General features: G+C 60.8%; 16 protein-coding genes and 3 tRNA genes. 10 read left to right on the top strand and 9 right to left on the bottom strand.

The annotated features are described in order from the left end of the window. Positions 1–174 precede the first annotated feature (174 nt). The 3 genes from ACW73L_RS15525 to ACW73L_RS15515 all read right to left on the bottom strand — a co-directional run bounded on the left by ACW73L_RS15525 (position 175) and on the right by ACW73L_RS15515 (position 2,199). Positions 175–384 carry a hypothetical protein gene (locus tag ACW73L_RS15525; protein WP_498923298.1) on the bottom strand — a complete coding sequence of 70 codons (210 nt, stop codon included), beginning with the start codon at positions 382–384 and terminating at the stop codon, positions 175–177. Positions 385–400: 16 nt separating this feature from the next. After that, positions 401–664: a hypothetical protein gene (locus ACW73L_RS15520; protein WP_498923297.1), complete on the bottom strand. Its 264-nt coding sequence runs from the start codon at positions 662–664 to the stop codon at positions 401–403. An 80-nt stretch (positions 665–744) separates the two neighbouring features. Further along, positions 745–2,199 (bottom strand): ATP-binding protein, encoded by a 1,455-nt coding sequence (locus ACW73L_RS15515; protein ID WP_498923295.1) that lies wholly within the window; start codon positions 2,197–2,199, stop codon positions 745–747. A 388-nt stretch (positions 2,200–2,587) separates the two neighbouring features. Between ACW73L_RS15515 and ACW73L_RS15510 the strand changes: the two genes are divergently transcribed. The 9 genes from ACW73L_RS15510 (at position 2,588) to ACW73L_RS15470 (ending at position 9,652) form a co-directional block, all read left to right on the top strand. Continuing rightward, positions 2,588–3,085 carry a hypothetical protein gene (locus ACW73L_RS15510; RefSeq protein WP_498923294.1) on the top strand — a complete coding sequence of 166 codons (498 nt, stop codon included), beginning with the start codon at positions 2,588–2,590 and terminating at the stop codon, positions 3,083–3,085. A 256-nt stretch (positions 3,086–3,341) separates the two neighbouring features. Continuing rightward, the gene (locus ACW73L_RS15505; RefSeq protein ID WP_498923292.1) at positions 3,342–3,611 is read left to right on the top strand and encodes a type II toxin-antitoxin system TacA family antitoxin; all 270 of its coding nucleotides are present in this window, start codon (positions 3,342–3,344) and stop codon (positions 3,609–3,611) included. Between the two features lie 851 nt (positions 3,612–4,462). Beyond that, positions 4,463–5,305, top strand: a complete 843-nt coding sequence (locus ACW73L_RS15500; RefSeq protein WP_498923290.1) for a hypothetical protein — start codon at positions 4,463–4,465, stop codon at positions 5,303–5,305. Further along, positions 5,277–6,110: a hypothetical protein gene (locus ACW73L_RS15495; protein ID WP_498923288.1), complete on the top strand. Its 834-nt coding sequence runs from the start codon at positions 5,277–5,279 to the stop codon at positions 6,108–6,110. The genes ACW73L_RS15500 and ACW73L_RS15495 overlap by 29 nt, the downstream gene beginning before the upstream one ends. A gap of 111 nt (positions 6,111–6,221) precedes the next feature. Continuing rightward, a complete protein-coding gene (locus tag ACW73L_RS15490; RefSeq protein ID WP_498923287.1) occupies positions 6,222–6,764 on the top strand; it encodes a hypothetical protein in 543 nt (180 codons plus the stop codon). A 130-nt stretch (positions 6,765–6,894) separates the two neighbouring features. Continuing rightward, positions 6,895–7,275, top strand: coding sequence for a hypothetical protein (locus ACW73L_RS15485; RefSeq protein ID WP_498923285.1), 381 nt, complete (start codon positions 6,895–6,897; stop codon positions 7,273–7,275). A gap of 88 nt (positions 7,276–7,363) precedes the next feature. Next, positions 7,364–8,464: a replication initiation factor domain-containing protein gene (locus ACW73L_RS15480; RefSeq protein WP_498923283.1), complete on the top strand. Its 1,101-nt coding sequence runs from the start codon at positions 7,364–7,366 to the stop codon at positions 8,462–8,464. Then, positions 8,461–8,700 (top strand): DUF4224 domain-containing protein, encoded by a 240-nt coding sequence (locus tag ACW73L_RS15475; RefSeq protein ID WP_498923281.1) that lies wholly within the window; start codon positions 8,461–8,463, stop codon positions 8,698–8,700. The genes ACW73L_RS15480 and ACW73L_RS15475 overlap by 4 nt, the downstream gene beginning before the upstream one ends. Continuing rightward, complete coding sequence (locus ACW73L_RS15470) at positions 8,675–9,652, top strand: tyrosine-type recombinase/integrase (RefSeq protein WP_498923279.1); 978 nt, start codon at positions 8,675–8,677, stop codon at positions 9,650–9,652. Before ACW73L_RS15475 ends, ACW73L_RS15470 begins: the two co-directional genes overlap by 26 nt. A gap of 113 nt (positions 9,653–9,765) precedes the next feature. Here the strand turns inward: ACW73L_RS15470 and ACW73L_RS15465 are convergent. From ACW73L_RS15465 to fchA, 4 genes are all read right to left on the bottom strand, one after another. Then, a tRNA-His gene (locus ACW73L_RS15465) sits at positions 9,766–9,841 on the bottom strand. A 20-nt stretch (positions 9,842–9,861) separates the two neighbouring features. Continuing rightward, positions 9,862–9,938: transfer RNA gene (locus tag ACW73L_RS15460), tRNA-Arg, on the bottom strand. 4 nt (positions 9,939–9,942) lie between these two features. After that, positions 9,943–10,019, bottom strand: a tRNA-Pro gene (locus ACW73L_RS15455). Between the two features lie 95 nt (positions 10,020–10,114). Further along, on the bottom strand, positions 10,115–10,735 hold the full coding sequence (fchA, locus tag ACW73L_RS15450; protein ID WP_498923278.1) for a methenyltetrahydrofolate cyclohydrolase: 621 nt from the start codon (positions 10,733–10,735) through the stop codon (positions 10,115–10,117). A 186-nt stretch (positions 10,736–10,921) separates the two neighbouring features. Between fchA and ACW73L_RS15445 the strand changes: the two genes are divergently transcribed. Further along, positions 10,922–11,779: an NADP-dependent methylenetetrahydromethanopterin/methylenetetrahydrofolate dehydrogenase gene (locus ACW73L_RS15445; RefSeq protein WP_498923276.1), complete on the top strand. Its 858-nt coding sequence runs from the start codon at positions 10,922–10,924 to the stop codon at positions 11,777–11,779. Between the two features lie 114 nt (positions 11,780–11,893). On the opposite strand, the gene cysS is transcribed toward ACW73L_RS15445, so the two are convergent. Together cysS and gltX are read right to left on the bottom strand one after the other, a co-directional pair. Further along, positions 11,894–13,336, bottom strand: coding sequence for a cysteine--tRNA ligase (gene cysS / locus ACW73L_RS15440; RefSeq protein WP_498923274.1), 1,443 nt, complete (start codon positions 13,334–13,336; stop codon positions 11,894–11,896). Position 13,337: 1 nt separating this feature from the next. Next, positions 13,338–14,738, bottom strand: a complete 1,401-nt coding sequence (gltX, locus tag ACW73L_RS15435; RefSeq protein WP_498923272.1) for a glutamate--tRNA ligase — start codon at positions 14,736–14,738, stop codon at positions 13,338–13,340. Positions 14,739–15,000: the final 262 nt, after the last annotated feature.

Genomic DNA, 15,000 nt, shown 5'->3' with positions numbered 1-15,000 from the left:
GAAGTGCTCTAATCACCCAGCCTCTCGCGCAACGGACCCACGGTCTCGATCAGGTCGCGTTGCGCGGCGGGGCCGGTACGGCAGCGGCGGATTCAAATTCTCTGGGAAAGCACCGTGTCAGCGCCTTGAGGTTGCGAAACGCGCCGATCCTGAGCAGACGGAGCTGTATGAGATTCAGGTCCCGGTCGGCGGCTGCGCTTTCTCGGGTGCATCCGGGCCGCTGAAGCGCGGGCCTTCCGGCGACCACTCCACGAAATACTGTCCCAGCCGGCGCTTGCGCTCCAGCGCTTCCGCCACCGCAGAACGCAGGCAGTCCAACATAGCCAGGGTGTCCGCTGTGGGGGTGCTGCCGTCGGCGGAATCGGAAGGGGATTGCGGATTCATCGTTCAGACTCCTGCATCAAATGGGCAAACCAGCGCGGGTGAAAAATGGTGCGATCGGTCCCTTATGCTCGAACACCAATTCCGGCTCGGCCCCGGCATTCATGAAGCGGCGCACAGAATCGACCCCCGGGGAAAACGCCTGCAGCAGGTTATGCAGACCCCGCGGGAAACGCCGAGCAACGTCAGCCAATGAGATATCGTGGCCGCCATGAGCGACCCGTTCCGCCACGCGTAGTCGGAAGATCTCGACGTTCGGCAAGGCCAGGCAGATCAGCTCCACCCGCCAGCCCGCCCTCCGCAAGCGCTCAATCAGGCGCAGAGACGAAGGGATCGCGTCTTTGGTGAGTATCGAATACCGAATCAATCCGGCACGTCCTTTTGAGTCAGTTCCGACGCGCCCATCCAGTAACACAGCAGCGGGGCCGGCAGGCGCATGATTTGTGCTCTGGTTTCACCGATCTGCGGCAGTCCGGTCATCAGGCCAAAATCATCCAGCGACTTGGTGACGACGTAGCCCCGGTCGATCTTCTTTTGTTCGCACAGTTCGATCAGCCCCTTGAGCTCGCGCGCACCCGTGTGCTGCGCCCGGTATTTCACCTCGAAGGGAATCAGTTGCTGACCGATCTCGGCCACCAGATCGACTTCGCGGCCCTGTTTGCCGTGCCAGTAGGTGAAACGGACGCTTTGGGGATAGAAGCGAGCAAACAGGTGCTTGAAGACGGCGGTCTCGGTTGCCACACCCAAAGCTGCCGCATCATCGATCACGCTCTTGCCCTTGAGTAGAACGGCCGGCGCTATGGCCGCGTCGGCGAGGTAGACCTTGAAGCGGCCCTTCAGGACGTCCTTGCCGTACCCGAATGGGGGAAGGCGATAGATCAAGTGACAGGCTTCCAGCAGTTCGATGAAATGCTGCGCGGTGGGCCTCTTGACCTCCAGGTTGCTGGAGAGGTCGGAAATGTTCAGCAAGCCGCCATCGTGCATGCAGAGGTAGAGAAAGGTGTGCTCCAGATCGAGGATTCGCCTCACGCCGAACAGAGCAGTCATGTCGCGCTTGAGGACCTTGTCGATGATGTCCTCGCGGAGCAAGCGCTGCGCCTGCGTGATGCTCTCGACCTGCGCCGTCTGCGGAAAACCGCCTCGAATCAGGTACTCGTGGAAGTGGCCAACATAAGGGGCAGCCAGTTCCTGAGCTCGATAAAACTCCGGCTGCGACCAGTCAAACAACTCCGTCAAACTGCGGAGTGCCGGTAGTTCCGGCAGCTGCAGTTTCTTGATCTGAAGGTACTCGTAGAACGAGAGGGTGGTTAGCCGTATCGTATGCCAGCGCCCCACTCCGGATTCCTGTTCCGCCTCCACCAGCGGCATCGCGGAGCCGGTGAAGACGATACGGCGCTGTTTGTTGAAATCGGTCTGATGCTTGACCCAGGTGCCCCAGTCGCGGATGAACTGCGCCTCGTCGAGCAACAGATATTCCGGACCATCGACGCGCGGTTCACGTTCGCGCCAAGCCTCGAGGACGGCGTCGATGCCGGCCAGCTTCAGGAGCGGATGGTCGAAAGTGGCGTAAAGAATGTTCGCCGGTGAAACGCCTCGTTCGAGAAGCGCCTCGATCTGCTGCATCAACAGCGTGGTCTTGCCCACCTGCCTTGCGCCCGATACCAATACGGCTCGGTGGGTCGGCGGGCTGGTGACCCATCGATTCAGTTCCCGCCATGCCGCTCGTCTCCAGGTCGGCAGGTCCGCTATGGGCTCGCCACGCCACCAGGGGTTGAACGGCGCCAGCACGGCAATGAGTTCTTCCTTTGAGACTCGCATGAACAGATCCTAGCATATTTTCAGATTTTTTGTCATGTATACATAACAACTTTTACGTTTTTCTATCTTCTCTCAAACATGACCCATAGACCGGCTCATCGCCAGAGCCATGCGCCCGCGTCGTGTCATTGCTGCTGCCAGAGGTCCTCGGCGACCAAACCGCGATATCCGGCATTGCGCCCGATCCGGCCCAACACCCCCTTGATTGTCACGTCCGTAAGTACTCCTTCCTCGGAGTCGGCTGGCACAACCGGTAGCCAGTTCCCTCGCTACTGCCGCTAAGCTACTGGCCAGGGCTCGTCGGTTGGGGCAGAGGCCAGAGTATCTTCGCCAAGGTAAAGAGTGCCGCACCGCGCGCCAGGATCCGGTCCTCGTCCCAAGCCGCTTCTTGGACGATCTCTCGGTTCAGGGCGAGGAGCGAATGTGCTTCTATAGCCTTTCGCTTGTCAAGGCATGGCCCGTTGCTTACCTAACTGTTGAGGGGAGTCTCAAGCAAAGTGAGATTTCCGAAGCTGTGTTTAAGGCGGTTCCGCCGCACGATGCGGCCGAGTGGCGAACCGTCTTCAACACTGCCGTGTTGAGCCCGAAGAGGAACACCACCATGCTGAGTGAACGCCTGAAAAAGAGACTGGACAAGGACCCGCCGATGACCTCGATCACGCTGCGCATTCCCGTGGCTGTCGTGGAATCGATGCGCGAGATCGCACCCTTGCGCGGATTTTCCGGATACCAGACACTGCTGAAGTCATATGTCAGCGAGGGCCTGCGCCGGGACGAAGAGCGATACACCTTGGGCCAGACCGCCCGACTGATCGAGGCTTTGAGAAAGCGTGGTGTCCCGGAGGCGGTGCTGGAAGAAGCCGCGCGCGACGTGACAAAAGCCTGACTTCGGGTCTTCAGCCCGGCAGCCCCGCCGTCGCGGCGCGGTCGTTTTCAGGAGCCTCGGTCTCACGTTGCGCGCCGACGCCGGGATTTGCGGCTATCGGCAGTTCATTAGACCGGGCGGTTCCGACACAAAGCCGCAGGCTGAACAACACAGCAGATGATCGACCCGGCAGCGCTGTGGCGTGAACCGTGACGTATTGACGTCGTGCGCACATGCACGTTATCAAACCGAGCAATGAATTAGGGAGATTCCCGCGATGTCATCAACCGAAACGAGCGGGAACGCCGGCTCAACCCGGGACATCAACATCAACCTCCGCGCCAAGCGCCGTCAGCGCGACCTGATCGACCAAGCTGCCGAACTGCTCGGCACGACACGCTCAGATTTCCTCTTAGAAACGGCATGTCGCGAGGCGGAAGACGTGCTTTCGGATCAGCGCCGGTTTACGCTCGATCCGGAGGCATTCAGGAAGTTTCAGGCGCTGCTTGACTCACCACCCGAAGAAACCCGAAGCTGCGTAAGCTAATGGCAACCAAAGCACCGTGGGAACCGTGAGTTGATTGTGGCGGGAGAATGGAGCGCGCCAGCCCCGATCACCGCCGACCACGATGTGGCCCTCTTTTGAGTCGCTGTAAGCGGCGCCAAGGCGTGATCGCGAGAAAAAGGTAGTCGGCAGCACGCTCAGTGCGTGCGACTTGGCAGGATCTGATTCGCTCGACAGTCAGCGACGGAGATCGGACGCTAACTCATCGAAAAGGTGGGGTGACCGATGGGGCTCGAACCCACGACAACCGGAATCACAATCCGATATAAATAGCTGATAAAACAGAATCTTATGGCAGCTTAGTCTAACATTGTCTTTCGAACTTCCGTTATACGTAACAATAACTTGCCGAACAGCTGAGCGCGATTTTGGACGCCTCTGCTGGGCTGTTCGTCCGGTAAAACGTGCCATCGGAGATGGGAACTAACGCGCCGGCCCGTTCACGGTTTATCGCCACCCGAATGCAACATGTCGCGTTCCAGCTTTTTAGTTCGATCACCGAAATACACATGCCCCGCGCCAACGTCGCTGTAGGTGACATCAGGTGGCCCAGATCGACAGCGGAGTGTCATGGATCGGGTCACGTCATCCCTCTAGCACTGTAGGACGGTTCGGGCTGCGGGAGGCACCCGCCTAGTTGACGCGAGGCGGGTGCCTTGCAGGTTGTACCTCGGACGGTGTATAAGCGAGAAAGACGCACCCCTATGCAAATGGAACCGCATGAAATCTCGCCTGTTTCTTAACTCTTTGCCGGCTTATACGCCCCATTTGGCGTGTTGTAATGCGCCAATTCGGGTGTTTATTACACGTTGGGCCTTATCGGATCACGTGTGATGACTAGAGCCGAAGAACCACGCAGCGTTGATGAAATACCGGATGACCCGTTGAAAATGCCTCCGCCGTACTGGAGGGGTAGTGGAGCCACATTTCACATCCAGGCGTCTCTTGCAACATTGGAGCGGTTGCTTAAGCGTTTGCCGCCGCTCCTCGACAAGACTGACGCTGCCATCAAAGCATTCAATCGAAAATTTCGTACAAGGGCCGCGCGTGAGGCAGCCGACGACGAGCGCTGGAAGATTCAGGCTCCTCTCGTCAATCTCGAACATAAAATCAAACTCAGCGCGGAAGTCGCATGTCTGATGAGCGCCATCGAGGCGGAAGACACTCTTAACTGCTTCTGCGTTTTCAATTTGCATCGACATATCGCGGAGGGAATCGAAAAACTGTCATCCCCTGAAAAGCTACTTATTGCTTGTACATCTATAGGAATTCCCGAGGTAAAGGGGGAAGCAGTCTACGAGGCAACAAAGAAGCTTGTTTCGTGGCGCAATGCCTTCGCGCACGGTCACTGTGTAGATCGCCCCACAAAGTCTCTTAGGCATAACCATCTAATTTCTCCACCGGAATATCCGGGCGTGCCAAGTGCGATGAGAGATACCATAAGCATGGTCTCAGCATATTTGGCACTCTCTGACTACCTCCGGTCAAAAAGCCTAAATTCTTTCCTTCGAGGAACGAGCATGGATGATGAAGACATTCGAAAGTCGGTGCGCCGCCTATCCGCATACAGCTTCAAGGGAACAAATTGGCACTACACGATTCAGGTAGCAAATGGCGCCAAGGCCCAACTCATCATTCCACCGGACCTTGCGCACAAAGCCGCGCAAGGCCGGTGAATTCAAACGTTGGGCGGCAATGGGGGGGGTCGTCTTGAGTACATGCTTCATCATGCAGCCGTTCGACGGCGGCGTGTTCGACGGGCGCTATGAGGAAGTCGTAGCCCCAGCCGTACGCGCTGCAGGGCTTGAGCCTTATCGCGTCGATCGCGATGCCTCCGTAAGCATTCCGATCGATGATATTGAACGAGGGATCAGAGACGCACGCGTCTGTCTTGCCGAGATCACTCTCGACAACCCTAATGTGTGGTTCGAACTCGGGTACGCGATCGCTGCGGGAAAGGAAGTGGTCTTGGTATGCTCGGATGAGCGGACGTCAAAATTCCCATTCGACGTCCAGCATCGATCGATCATCACATACTCAACAAAGACCAAGGGCGGGTATACAAAGCTCGAAGCAGACATTAGCTCGCGCATCAAGGCGTACCTTACCAAGGCTCAAACGGTAGCCACCGCGTCAGCGGTATCTCGCTTGCAGAAGTTGGATGGTCTAGACCAGTTTGAGGTGGTCGCACTTGCAGCAATTGTCGAAAGCTTTGACCACCCGGAGGACCGGGCAATAGCTTGGCAGGTGAAGCGCGATATGGAGGCTGGTGGCTTTACCGCTATCGCTGCGTCGATCGCCTTCAAGTCTCTCGCAGAGAAGGGTTTCATACAGTCAGCCGTCGAGTACAACGCGGATTACGACCAAACTCAGACATTTATCTCTCTCACTGAGGTTGGCTGGAAGTGGGTCATGGAGAACCGTGATTGCTTTACTCTGCAGCGCAAGCCAGCGGTGGTCAACGATGACATTCCCTTCTAGTCTTCTCGTTGCTTCCCAACTATGCGTTCAAGCGGACCGCGGGCAGAGGCTATCGTGTTTCCTAATGTCATCTCGGCCGGCGGCCGATTAACACGGCGTTAGGCGCCAAGCATGCACGACCTGGATGCGTCTGTTCGCAAGGCCGAGAAAAACCTCAATGACGCTCTTCGCCATTTTGAGGCAGCACGGGGCGGCCTCGATCAGGAGTTTGTTGAGTTGAAGTTGCAGGCCTGCATATTCCAGTACGACGTTTGCGCCGAAATGGTTTCGGTCATTCGTAATCAGCCAAGCGGTTTTGCCAGTTCAGTCGCACTTAAGGGGCTTGTGCTGCGCCTATTCGAGTACGACTTGGTGTTGAACAAGCACCTAATCCCGAGGATGTTGGCGCTGGCAAAGAAACGAGGCATTCCCGTTGGTCGCGAGGACCTTCGTGCTCGGCGCCAAAAGTGGAAGAGCGAGCTTCGTCAACTTCAAGATTGGTCGTCCGTCAGAAATCAGGCCGCCGGCCATTACTGCACTGACATCCAGTCTCAGGTTTCGCTCTTGAAGTGCCTCAACGTTGATGGCGTCATGACTGTGACCAGAGCATTTCTAAGTTTCAACATGGACATTCTGGTCATGTTGAGAGATGCTGGGATGGGCCATGGTGCCTAACCCTGCGTTCGAGAGGGGCCTCAACTCCACGTGAGAACTCGTATAGGCCTTTAGCCTTCTCCGCTCCTAAGGTGTTTCGAAACTCCTTGCGTAGCGTTACCGTGTCGCTTGGGCACGGACCAAAGAGGCCATGCACAAGAACCCCAAGTACGAACAGAACCTCCTGAGACTCGCGGTCCGCGACGAGGAACGCATTGCCCAGCTCATGCGAGTCGAGCGGGATGCCCTGGCGAACTTCAAGGGTCAGCTCGACGAGTTGGAAGCCGCATTGGGCCTGCTGCGCTTCGGCGATCACGTCGGCTGGAAGGTGCTGGTGCTGGTCCACAACAAACGCACCATCCGCAAGTACGAAGAGATTCTTGGCATCAACGTGCGGGAGTTCTTCCCGGAGGAAGGGCCGATGGCGTACCGGTCCCTGGGCTACCAGATCGCCAAAAAGCTCGGGAATTTCTGGAAAGCCGTCAGTGGCGACATCAAGGTCGAGCAGCGGCGCGAGATTAGTGACGAGTAGATCACAGATTCCATCCTAAGGGGTCACAAAGCCCCCTTCCTTCCGGCTACACTCCAGGGTAACTGATTACCCCTTTGGAGTGTGTGCCATGAACCGTTTCGATCCCTCAGACCTGGACTGCGGCCACGCGGGGCGCGAAGGCGCGCGGCCAGACGCGCCCGCGCCCGGCGCGGCCGCTCCTGCTGAGCTCGCCGGCTGCCATGTCGACGCCCCCTTGCCGGCGTCCCCCCGTGAGGTAATACGGGGGGAAAGTACCTGTGAGGACGCGGGCAAGGGAGTGGGTGACGCCGCGCTGATCGATTGGCTCAACGTCACTTTCCCGCATGTGCCGAAGCGGGGGAGTCGCGTGCTGGATGCCTGGCTCGTCGAGGATATGGAACGGATCTTCGGTATACCCGTAGGCAGCAAGCGAAAGAGCGGGCACCTGGGGTACACCGATTCCTGGGAACTGGGGCACCGTGTCGGGATCTTGGCGCAAGGCGGTGCGTCTCAAGGCGGGACCTGTTTCCTGAGTCTGTCCGGCGAAGCCTGCGCGCTGGTGCCGAATTGGCTGGCGGTGCATGGGTGGCTGGTGCAACGAGACGCCAAGATCACCCGAGTCGATCTGGCACACGACGACTACGCCGGAGTCTTCGACATCCAAACGGCGTTGGGCATGCTGGCGACCGGTGGGTTCACGACGGGTGGACGTCCGCCGAGTGCCAGGTACACCGACGATTTCGATTCCGGCAAGGGCAAAACCCTGTACGTGGGCGAGCGGAAGAACGGCAAGCTGCTGCGCGTTTACGAGAAGGGCAAGAAAGAAGGGGACCCGGACAGCCCCTGGGTTCGCTGGGAGCTGGAGCTCCATACGGTCGATCGCATCATCCCGCGCGATGCGCTGCTCCGGCCTGGGGTCTATCTCGCGGGCGCCTATCCCTGCTTGGCGTGGGTGTCCGAGACGCAAGAGCGCATCCGGACCCACAAGGCACGCTTCACGATCAGTTTCGAGCGGCTTATTCATTACGCCCGGAAGAGCTACGGCAAGCTGATCTGGTTCCTCTCCAACATCCTCGGTTGGGACGCCGCGCGGATCGTCGAGACGCTCTCGGTCGAAGGTACGCCCGCGCGCTTCGTAATGTCGGGGTTCCCCTTGGAGCCGGAAAAGACCGCACCCAACGACGACAGCGCCGAGGTCGCACAACCGTGAGCACCCACCTTCTGAGCAGCGGGGAACTGGAACAGTTGACCGGCGCAAAGCGCCCAGCCATCCAACGCAGAGTTCTGGACAAGGCGGGCATTCGGTACGTAAAACGTCTGGACGGTGCACCCGCGCTGACCTGGGAATCGGTCAACAACGCCCTCGCCGTGACCGGACCGAACCCCGAGAGCGATCAAGAACCCAGACTGGAGTCTTTCCATGGGCCGAAAACGCAACGTCGATAAGCACTTGCCACGTCGCGTGTACCTGAAACACGGGGCCTACTACTTCGTCACGCCAGAGCACAAGTGGATCCGTCTCGGCATAACCGAGGCGGAGATGCATCGCGCCTTGGCGCAGATGCTGGACGATGCGCCCTTCGACAGATTGAACACCGTGTTCGATCGTTACGAGCGCGAGGTTCTCCCCACGAAGGCCCCGCGCACCCAGCAAGACAACCGGGCGGAGCTAGCTAATCTGCGGCTGGCGTTTGGACACATGCGGCCCTCCGCGCTAAAAACCAAGCATGTGTACGCCTACCTCGACGCGCGGGGTCAGACCGCCAGGGTACGGGCCAACCGCGAACGCTCTCTGCTAAGCCACGTTTACAAGTACGCCATTCGGTGGGGCCTGGTCGAACACAACCCATGCGCCGGGGTCATGGGTCACAAGGAGACGCCGCGTCGCCGTTACGTCACCGACGAGGATTACCTCGCGGTCTATCAGCTGGCCAGCCCGATCATTCAATCCACGATGGAAATCGCGATCATCACCGGCATGCGCCAGGGCGATATCTTGTCGCTACAGCGGCACCAGTTGCAGGACGATGGCATCCATGTGACACCCGCCAAGACGAAGGATCGCACCGGCCGCAAGCAGATCTTCGAGTGGACGCCGGGGCTCCGAGCTGCGATCAGTCAGGCGCTTGCCCTGCCACGCCGTCTGGCTACGACTTGGGTCATCGCCAATACGCACGGCCAGCCCTACACCCGCAACGGATTCAAGGCGATGTTTGGGAAGTTGATGACCAAAGCCCTAGAGGACGGGCTGCTACAAGAACGGTTCACTTTCCACGACCTTCGTGCAAAGGCCGGGTCGGAAGCGGAAGACGGCATGCGCCTGCTCGGGCATCAATCGCCCGCGACGACTCGTCGAATCTATGAGCGTAAACCGGATCGGGTGAAGCCGATTCGCTGAAGTTCACGACCAGAGCCACGTCTGCGGCGTCGAACAAACAGCGAAAATATTAGACAGCGTCTAAATTATTAGACAGTCAGCCATCCGTAACGGACGCTAACTCATTGAAAAGGTGGGGTGACCGATGGGGCTCGAACCCACGACAACCGGAATCACAATCCGGGGCTCTACCAACTGAGCTACGGCCACCATAGAAAGAACCGAACGGCTGGCGCGCCTGGCAGGACTCGAACCTGCGACCCTCGGCTTAGAAGGCCGATGCTCTATCCGGCTGAGCTACAAGCGCGTAGTGGTCGGGGTAGAGGGATTCGAACCCCCGACATTCTGCTCCCAAAGCAGACGCGCTACCAGACTGCGCTATACCCCGGATCAGCATCCTCAGCGGCGCTCAACACGCACGTGAAGATCGCGTATGATAAACGGGGATGCTTATCCCGTCAAATCAGGATGCCGGCAAGGTCGCTAGAGGCGTTCCTTGACGTCCCGGAAAATCTGCTCGCTGGCGGGCTCGCACTCGGCCAGCAGGGTCTCCAGCTCCTCGACGCTGCTGCGGGCGAAGGCCTCGTCCTTCAGGCTGCCGACGTTGATGTAGACATTCAGCGCCGCGCATTTCAGGGCGGCGTGCGCGGCCATCACGGCGGCCCCCGCATCGCTGATGACGTTGCGATTGCCGTGATCGGCCGCAACGCGGCTCAGACGAATCACCTGTGCGCACAGGCGGGCACAGTCGAGCGGCACCTCCGTCGCGGCCCGCAGTGCCGCCTGGATGCCCGCCGCGCGACGTTGCTTGTCCTCGTCGGTATCCTTGGGCATACGATACGCGACCATGACCTGGTCGAAGACCGCCATGTCGGCCCGCACGAGATCCGCCATCCGCGCACGAACGGACTCCGCGTCAGTCAGAAGTCGCTGCATCTCGTCTTCGACGGACTCATAGCCCTTCTTCCCCACCGTCAGGTTGCAGACCATGGAAACCAGCGCGGCGCCCATGGCGCCCATGATCGCCGCCGCGCTGCCGCCGCCCGGCGTGGGCGCCTTGCTGGCGAGTTCGTCAAGGAACAGTTCCACTGGCTTGTCGATCATGCAGTCGCTCCGGTCGTTCGATGTCTCTTGAGTCACCCGCGGATTATATAAATTCACCCGCCGCCACTCATCAGATTTGCTTATCCCACGCATCGGCACCTGCCACGGTATCATTGCAGACCGTCATCAACCGCGGGGACCCAGAGCACCGTCGCCGCACCGGCCGGCGACCGCGCAGGAAGAAGCATGAAGAAGCTGTTGTTCCAATTTGATACGGACCGCTTTCCGTCGGTCTTTGACACCGTCGTGGCATACGACGGCGGAGCCGATCACGTCATCGGACACGGTGGCGTGACGCCGGACGATATCAGTGCGCTGGTCGAAGGGGCCATCTTTACGCGCCCCCCAAAAGACAAGAAGAACACGGCGATCTTCATCGGCGGCAGCAGTCTCACGGACGGGCAGATCCTGCTGGAGGCCGTCCGGCAGAAATTCTTCGGCGATTTCCGCGTGTCGGTCATGATGGACAGCAACGGCAGCAACACGACCGCGGCCGCCGCCGTGGCACGTTTGGCGGGTACTGGCCCGCTGACCGGTAAACGGGCCGTGGTGCTGGCCGGCACCGGCCCGGTCGGGCAACGGGCGGCCGTCATGCTGGCCAAGGAGGGCGCGGAGGTCACATTGACCTCCCGCACACGGCTGCGCGCCGAACAGGCCTGCGAGGACATGAGGGCGCGCTTCGGCGTGAGCCTGACTCCAGCCGAAGCGGCGACGAGCGACGCGCGTGGCGCCGCGATCGCCGACGCTCAGATCGTGCTCGCGGCCGGCGCCGCCGGGGCGCCGCTGCTGGAACCGCACCACTGGCAGGACAACACGAACATCCAACTGATGGTCGATGCCAATGCGACCCCGCCCGTCGGGATCGGCGGCACGAACATCATGGACCGCGGCAAGGACTACGGCGGCCGGCTGGTCTGGGGTGCGATCGGTTTCGGGATGCTGAAACTGGCCGTGCATCGCGCCTGCATCGGTATGCTGTTCGAAAGCAACGACATCGTGCTCGATGCGGAAGAGATCTATCTGATCGCCAAGGACATGGCGTAAGCGGCGCAGGAAGACCCACTCTCGTGCTGTGACGCCGCACCGCTCATCCAGGCGCTGGCGCGGATACTGCCGTTCTCAGGTGGGAAGCGACGCGCGTCGCAGCCCTGACGGCTGTTAGGCCCGCCGCCAGGTAGTTCCGCCAGCCGCGTCCTCCAGCACGACACCCTGCTCTTTCAGTTCGTCGCGTATGCGATCGGCCAGCGCCCAGTCCTTGGCTTTGCGCGCCGCGAGCCGGTCCTGAATCAAGGTTTCGATGGCGTCCGCCGACAAGCCGCAAGATTGACCCTCTGCGCCGGCGTCACCGGCCGCAGCGACTGTAGCTTCCGCCGACTCGGGCCTGGACTTGAGCCACGCGTCGGCCTCGTCCTGAAGCAGGCCCAGCACGCCGCCCAGTTCCCGCAGCAGCCCGGCGAGCCGTGACGCCTGTGCCGGCGCCGACTCGCGGCTGCGGTTGACGTCGCGCGCCAGGTCGAAGAGCACGGCGATGGCCTCGGCCGTGTTGAAGTCGTCGTTCATGGCCGCATCGAAACGCTCGCGCCGGCCCGCGTCATCCAGCGCTGCCGCCTCATGTGTCGGGATGCCGCGCAAGGCGGTGTACAGACGCGTCAGCGCCGCATCCGCCTCGTCCAGGCTCTCGTCCGAGTAATTCAGCGGACTGCGGTAATGGCTGTTCAGGATGAAAAAGCGCACGGTCTCGGGCCGGTACTGCCGCAGCACCTCGCGCACCGTGAAGAAGTTGCCCAGGGATTTGGACATCTTCTCCTCGTTCACGCGCACGAAGCCGTTGTGCATCCAGACGTTCACGAAGGTCTGGCCGGTCGCGCCTTCCGACTGCGCAATCTCGTTCTCATGGTGCGGGAACTGCAGGTCCATACCGCCGCCATGGATGTCGAAGTGCGCGCCCAGACAACCGGTCGACATCGTCGAGCATTCGATGTGCCAGCCCGGTCGACCCGCGCCCCAAGGCGATTCCCAGGACGGCTCGCCCGGCTTGGCCATCTTCCAGAGAACGAAGTCCAGCGGGTCACGCTTGGCCTCTTCGACCGCAACGCGCTCGCCGGCCCGCAACTCGTCGAGATTCTTGCCCGACAGCCGGCCATAGCCGACGAAGTTCTGCACCGCGTAATAGACATCCCCGTTCCCGCCGACATAGGCGTAGCCACGCGCGATCAGGGTTTCGATCATCGCGATCATCTCGGCGATGGACTGCGTCGCCCGCGGCTCGATATCCGGACGCAGTACTTTCAGCGCGTCTTCGTCGGCGTGCATCGCATCGATGAAGCGCTCGGTCAGCGCTGCGGTCGACTCGCCGTTCTCCTGCGCGCGCCGAATGATTTTGTCGTCGATGTCGGTGATGTTGCGGACGTAGACGACCCGGTAGCCGGCATGACGCAGGTGCCGGACCACCGTGTCGAACACCACCATGACCCGGGCATGTCCGAGATGGCAGTAGTCGTAGACGGTCATGCCGCAGACATACAGCTTCACGAGGCCCGGTTCGATCGGTACCAACGGCTCCTTGCGGCGCGACAGGGTGTTGTAGATGCTCAGGCTCATGTCATTCGGACACGTAGGTGAACTCGGCCAGGCGGCGCCGGGCGCGCGCCGGATCGAGCAATTCGTAGATGCGGGCCAGTTCCGGGCCGTCGGTCCGGCCGGTCAGCGCGGCCCGCAGCGGCATGAACAACTGCTTGCCCTTGGCGCCGGAGAGGCGCTTGAGCGCTTCCAGGAAGGCCTTGTAATCGCGCGGCGCGGTCTGCGCGGCATCGAGTGCCGACAGGAAAAAGCCCTCGCCGGCCTGCTCTGCCAGCTGCGCCACCTCGGGCTCCCGATGAAGTTCATCGGCGAACAGGACGCGAGCCCATTGCTCGGCCTGCTCCGGGAAAACGCAGTTGCTGCGGACGATGTCCAGGTACTCGTCGTGGTGTTCTACCGGAACGACAATGCGCAGGTCCGGCGGCAGCCAGGACCACAACGCTGCGTCGTCCGCACTCCGGACGGCGAGCTGTTGCCAATGATCGAGATGGATCGGGTCGAAGCGGGCCGGCGATTTGCCCAGGCGCCGCACGTCGAAGCCCGACTTCAGCGAGGGCAGCGGGAGCAGTTCCTCACTGTCGTAATGGTGGCCGAGGCGCGCCAGCATGTTGAGTATCGCCGCCGGCAGGTAACCCTCCTGACGCATCTGGGAGATGCTGCGACTGCCGTTGCGCTTCGAAAGCGGCGCGCCGTCGTCACCCACGATCAGCGAGATATGCGCATAATCGGGCCGTGGCAGGGCCAGCGCCTGCAGGATCATCAGCTGACGCGGGGTGTTGGTCAGGTGATCCTCGCCACGCAGCACCAGATTGACGCCCATCAGCGCGTCGTCGACGGCGTTGCAGAAGAAGAATGCCGGCGTGTCGTCGGCCCTGCGGATGATGAAATCCCCGATGTCATCGGACGCGAACCGCTGCGGGCCGCGTACCTGATCGTCGAACTCGATGACCTCGCCCCTCGGAACCCGGAACCGCAGCGTCGGCTGGACGCCTTCCTGCAGACGCCGCGTCACGTCGGATGTAGACAGACGGCTGCATTTGCCGCTGTAGCGCGGCGGCCGACCGGAACTCAGCTGCACCTTGCGCGAGATTTCCAGCTCCTGCGGCGAGCAGAAGCAATAATAGGCACGGCCGCTCTGCTCCAGCTCTTCGTAATACTGACGATACACCTCGACCCGGCGGCTCTGAAAAAAGTTGCCCTCCGGCTCGGAGCTTGACGGTCCCTCGTCCCAGACCAGGCCCAGCCACTCGAGATCCTCCATCAGCGCCGCGACGAACTCGCGCCGGCTGCGTTCCAGGTCGGTATCTTCGATGCGGAGCAGGAACCGCTCACCGGCCAGCGCACTGAGCACGGCGGTGCGGGCGTTGCCCAGATGCATGAGTCCGGTGGGACTGGGCGCGAAACGTGTCTTTACCGACGTCATCGGGAAGGAGAAGAAGGGGCGGGATAAACGAGAGCCACTTTAGCAAGGGCTTACGAGGCCCCGCAAGCCGCGAGCGACGCAGTCGCGCTCCCGCTGCAGCACGTTGCAAGTCGGCCAGCGACCGGCAAACCCGTCCAGGCTAACGGAAAGCGGGGCGATCAGTGGCCCGAAGCGCTGCACCGCACGTTTCCGGGGCCGGGCTGGCGTGCTATTCTTCGCCCTGTTTCGCGGCATCGCTGTGCGCCGGCCGTCAGCGGGAAAG

Source organism: Methylolobus aquaticus, from assembly GCF_054172105.1.
The sequence above is the reverse complement of the archived record's forward strand: the minus strand, read 5'-3'. Positions and strand labels throughout refer to the sequence as shown.

Excerpts from the sequence above, each read along its gene's own strand:
- ACW73L_RS15525 (WP_498923298.1), bottom strand. The coding sequence starts at position 384 with ATGAATCCGCAATCCCCTTCCGATTCCGCCGACGGCAGCACCCCCACA.
- ACW73L_RS15515 (WP_498923295.1), bottom strand. The coding sequence starts at position 2,199 with ATGCGAGTCTCAAAGGAAGAACTCATTGCCGTGCTGGCGCCGTTCAAC.
- ACW73L_RS15505 (WP_498923292.1), top strand. The coding sequence starts at position 3,342 with ATGTCATCAACCGAAACGAGCGGGAACGCCGGCTCAACCCGGGACATC.
- ACW73L_RS15500 (WP_498923290.1), top strand. The coding sequence starts at position 4,463 with ATGACTAGAGCCGAAGAACCACGCAGCGTTGATGAAATACCGGATGAC.
- ACW73L_RS15490 (WP_498923287.1), top strand. The coding sequence starts at position 6,222 with ATGCACGACCTGGATGCGTCTGTTCGCAAGGCCGAGAAAAACCTCAAT.
- ACW73L_RS15485 (WP_498923285.1), top strand. The coding sequence starts at position 6,895 with ATGCACAAGAACCCCAAGTACGAACAGAACCTCCTGAGACTCGCGGTC.
- ACW73L_RS15480 (WP_498923283.1), top strand. The coding sequence starts at position 7,364 with ATGAACCGTTTCGATCCCTCAGACCTGGACTGCGGCCACGCGGGGCGC.
- ACW73L_RS15470 (WP_498923279.1), top strand. The coding sequence starts at position 8,675 with ATGGGCCGAAAACGCAACGTCGATAAGCACTTGCCACGTCGCGTGTAC.
- fchA (WP_498923278.1), bottom strand. The coding sequence starts at position 10,735 with ATGATCGACAAGCCAGTGGAACTGTTCCTTGACGAACTCGCCAGCAAG.
- ACW73L_RS15445 (WP_498923276.1), top strand. The coding sequence starts at position 10,922 with ATGAAGAAGCTGTTGTTCCAATTTGATACGGACCGCTTTCCGTCGGTC.
- cysS (WP_498923274.1), bottom strand. The coding sequence starts at position 13,336 with ATGAGCCTGAGCATCTACAACACCCTGTCGCGCCGCAAGGAGCCGTTG.
- gltX (WP_498923272.1), bottom strand. The coding sequence starts at position 14,738 with ATGACGTCGGTAAAGACACGTTTCGCGCCCAGTCCCACCGGACTCATG.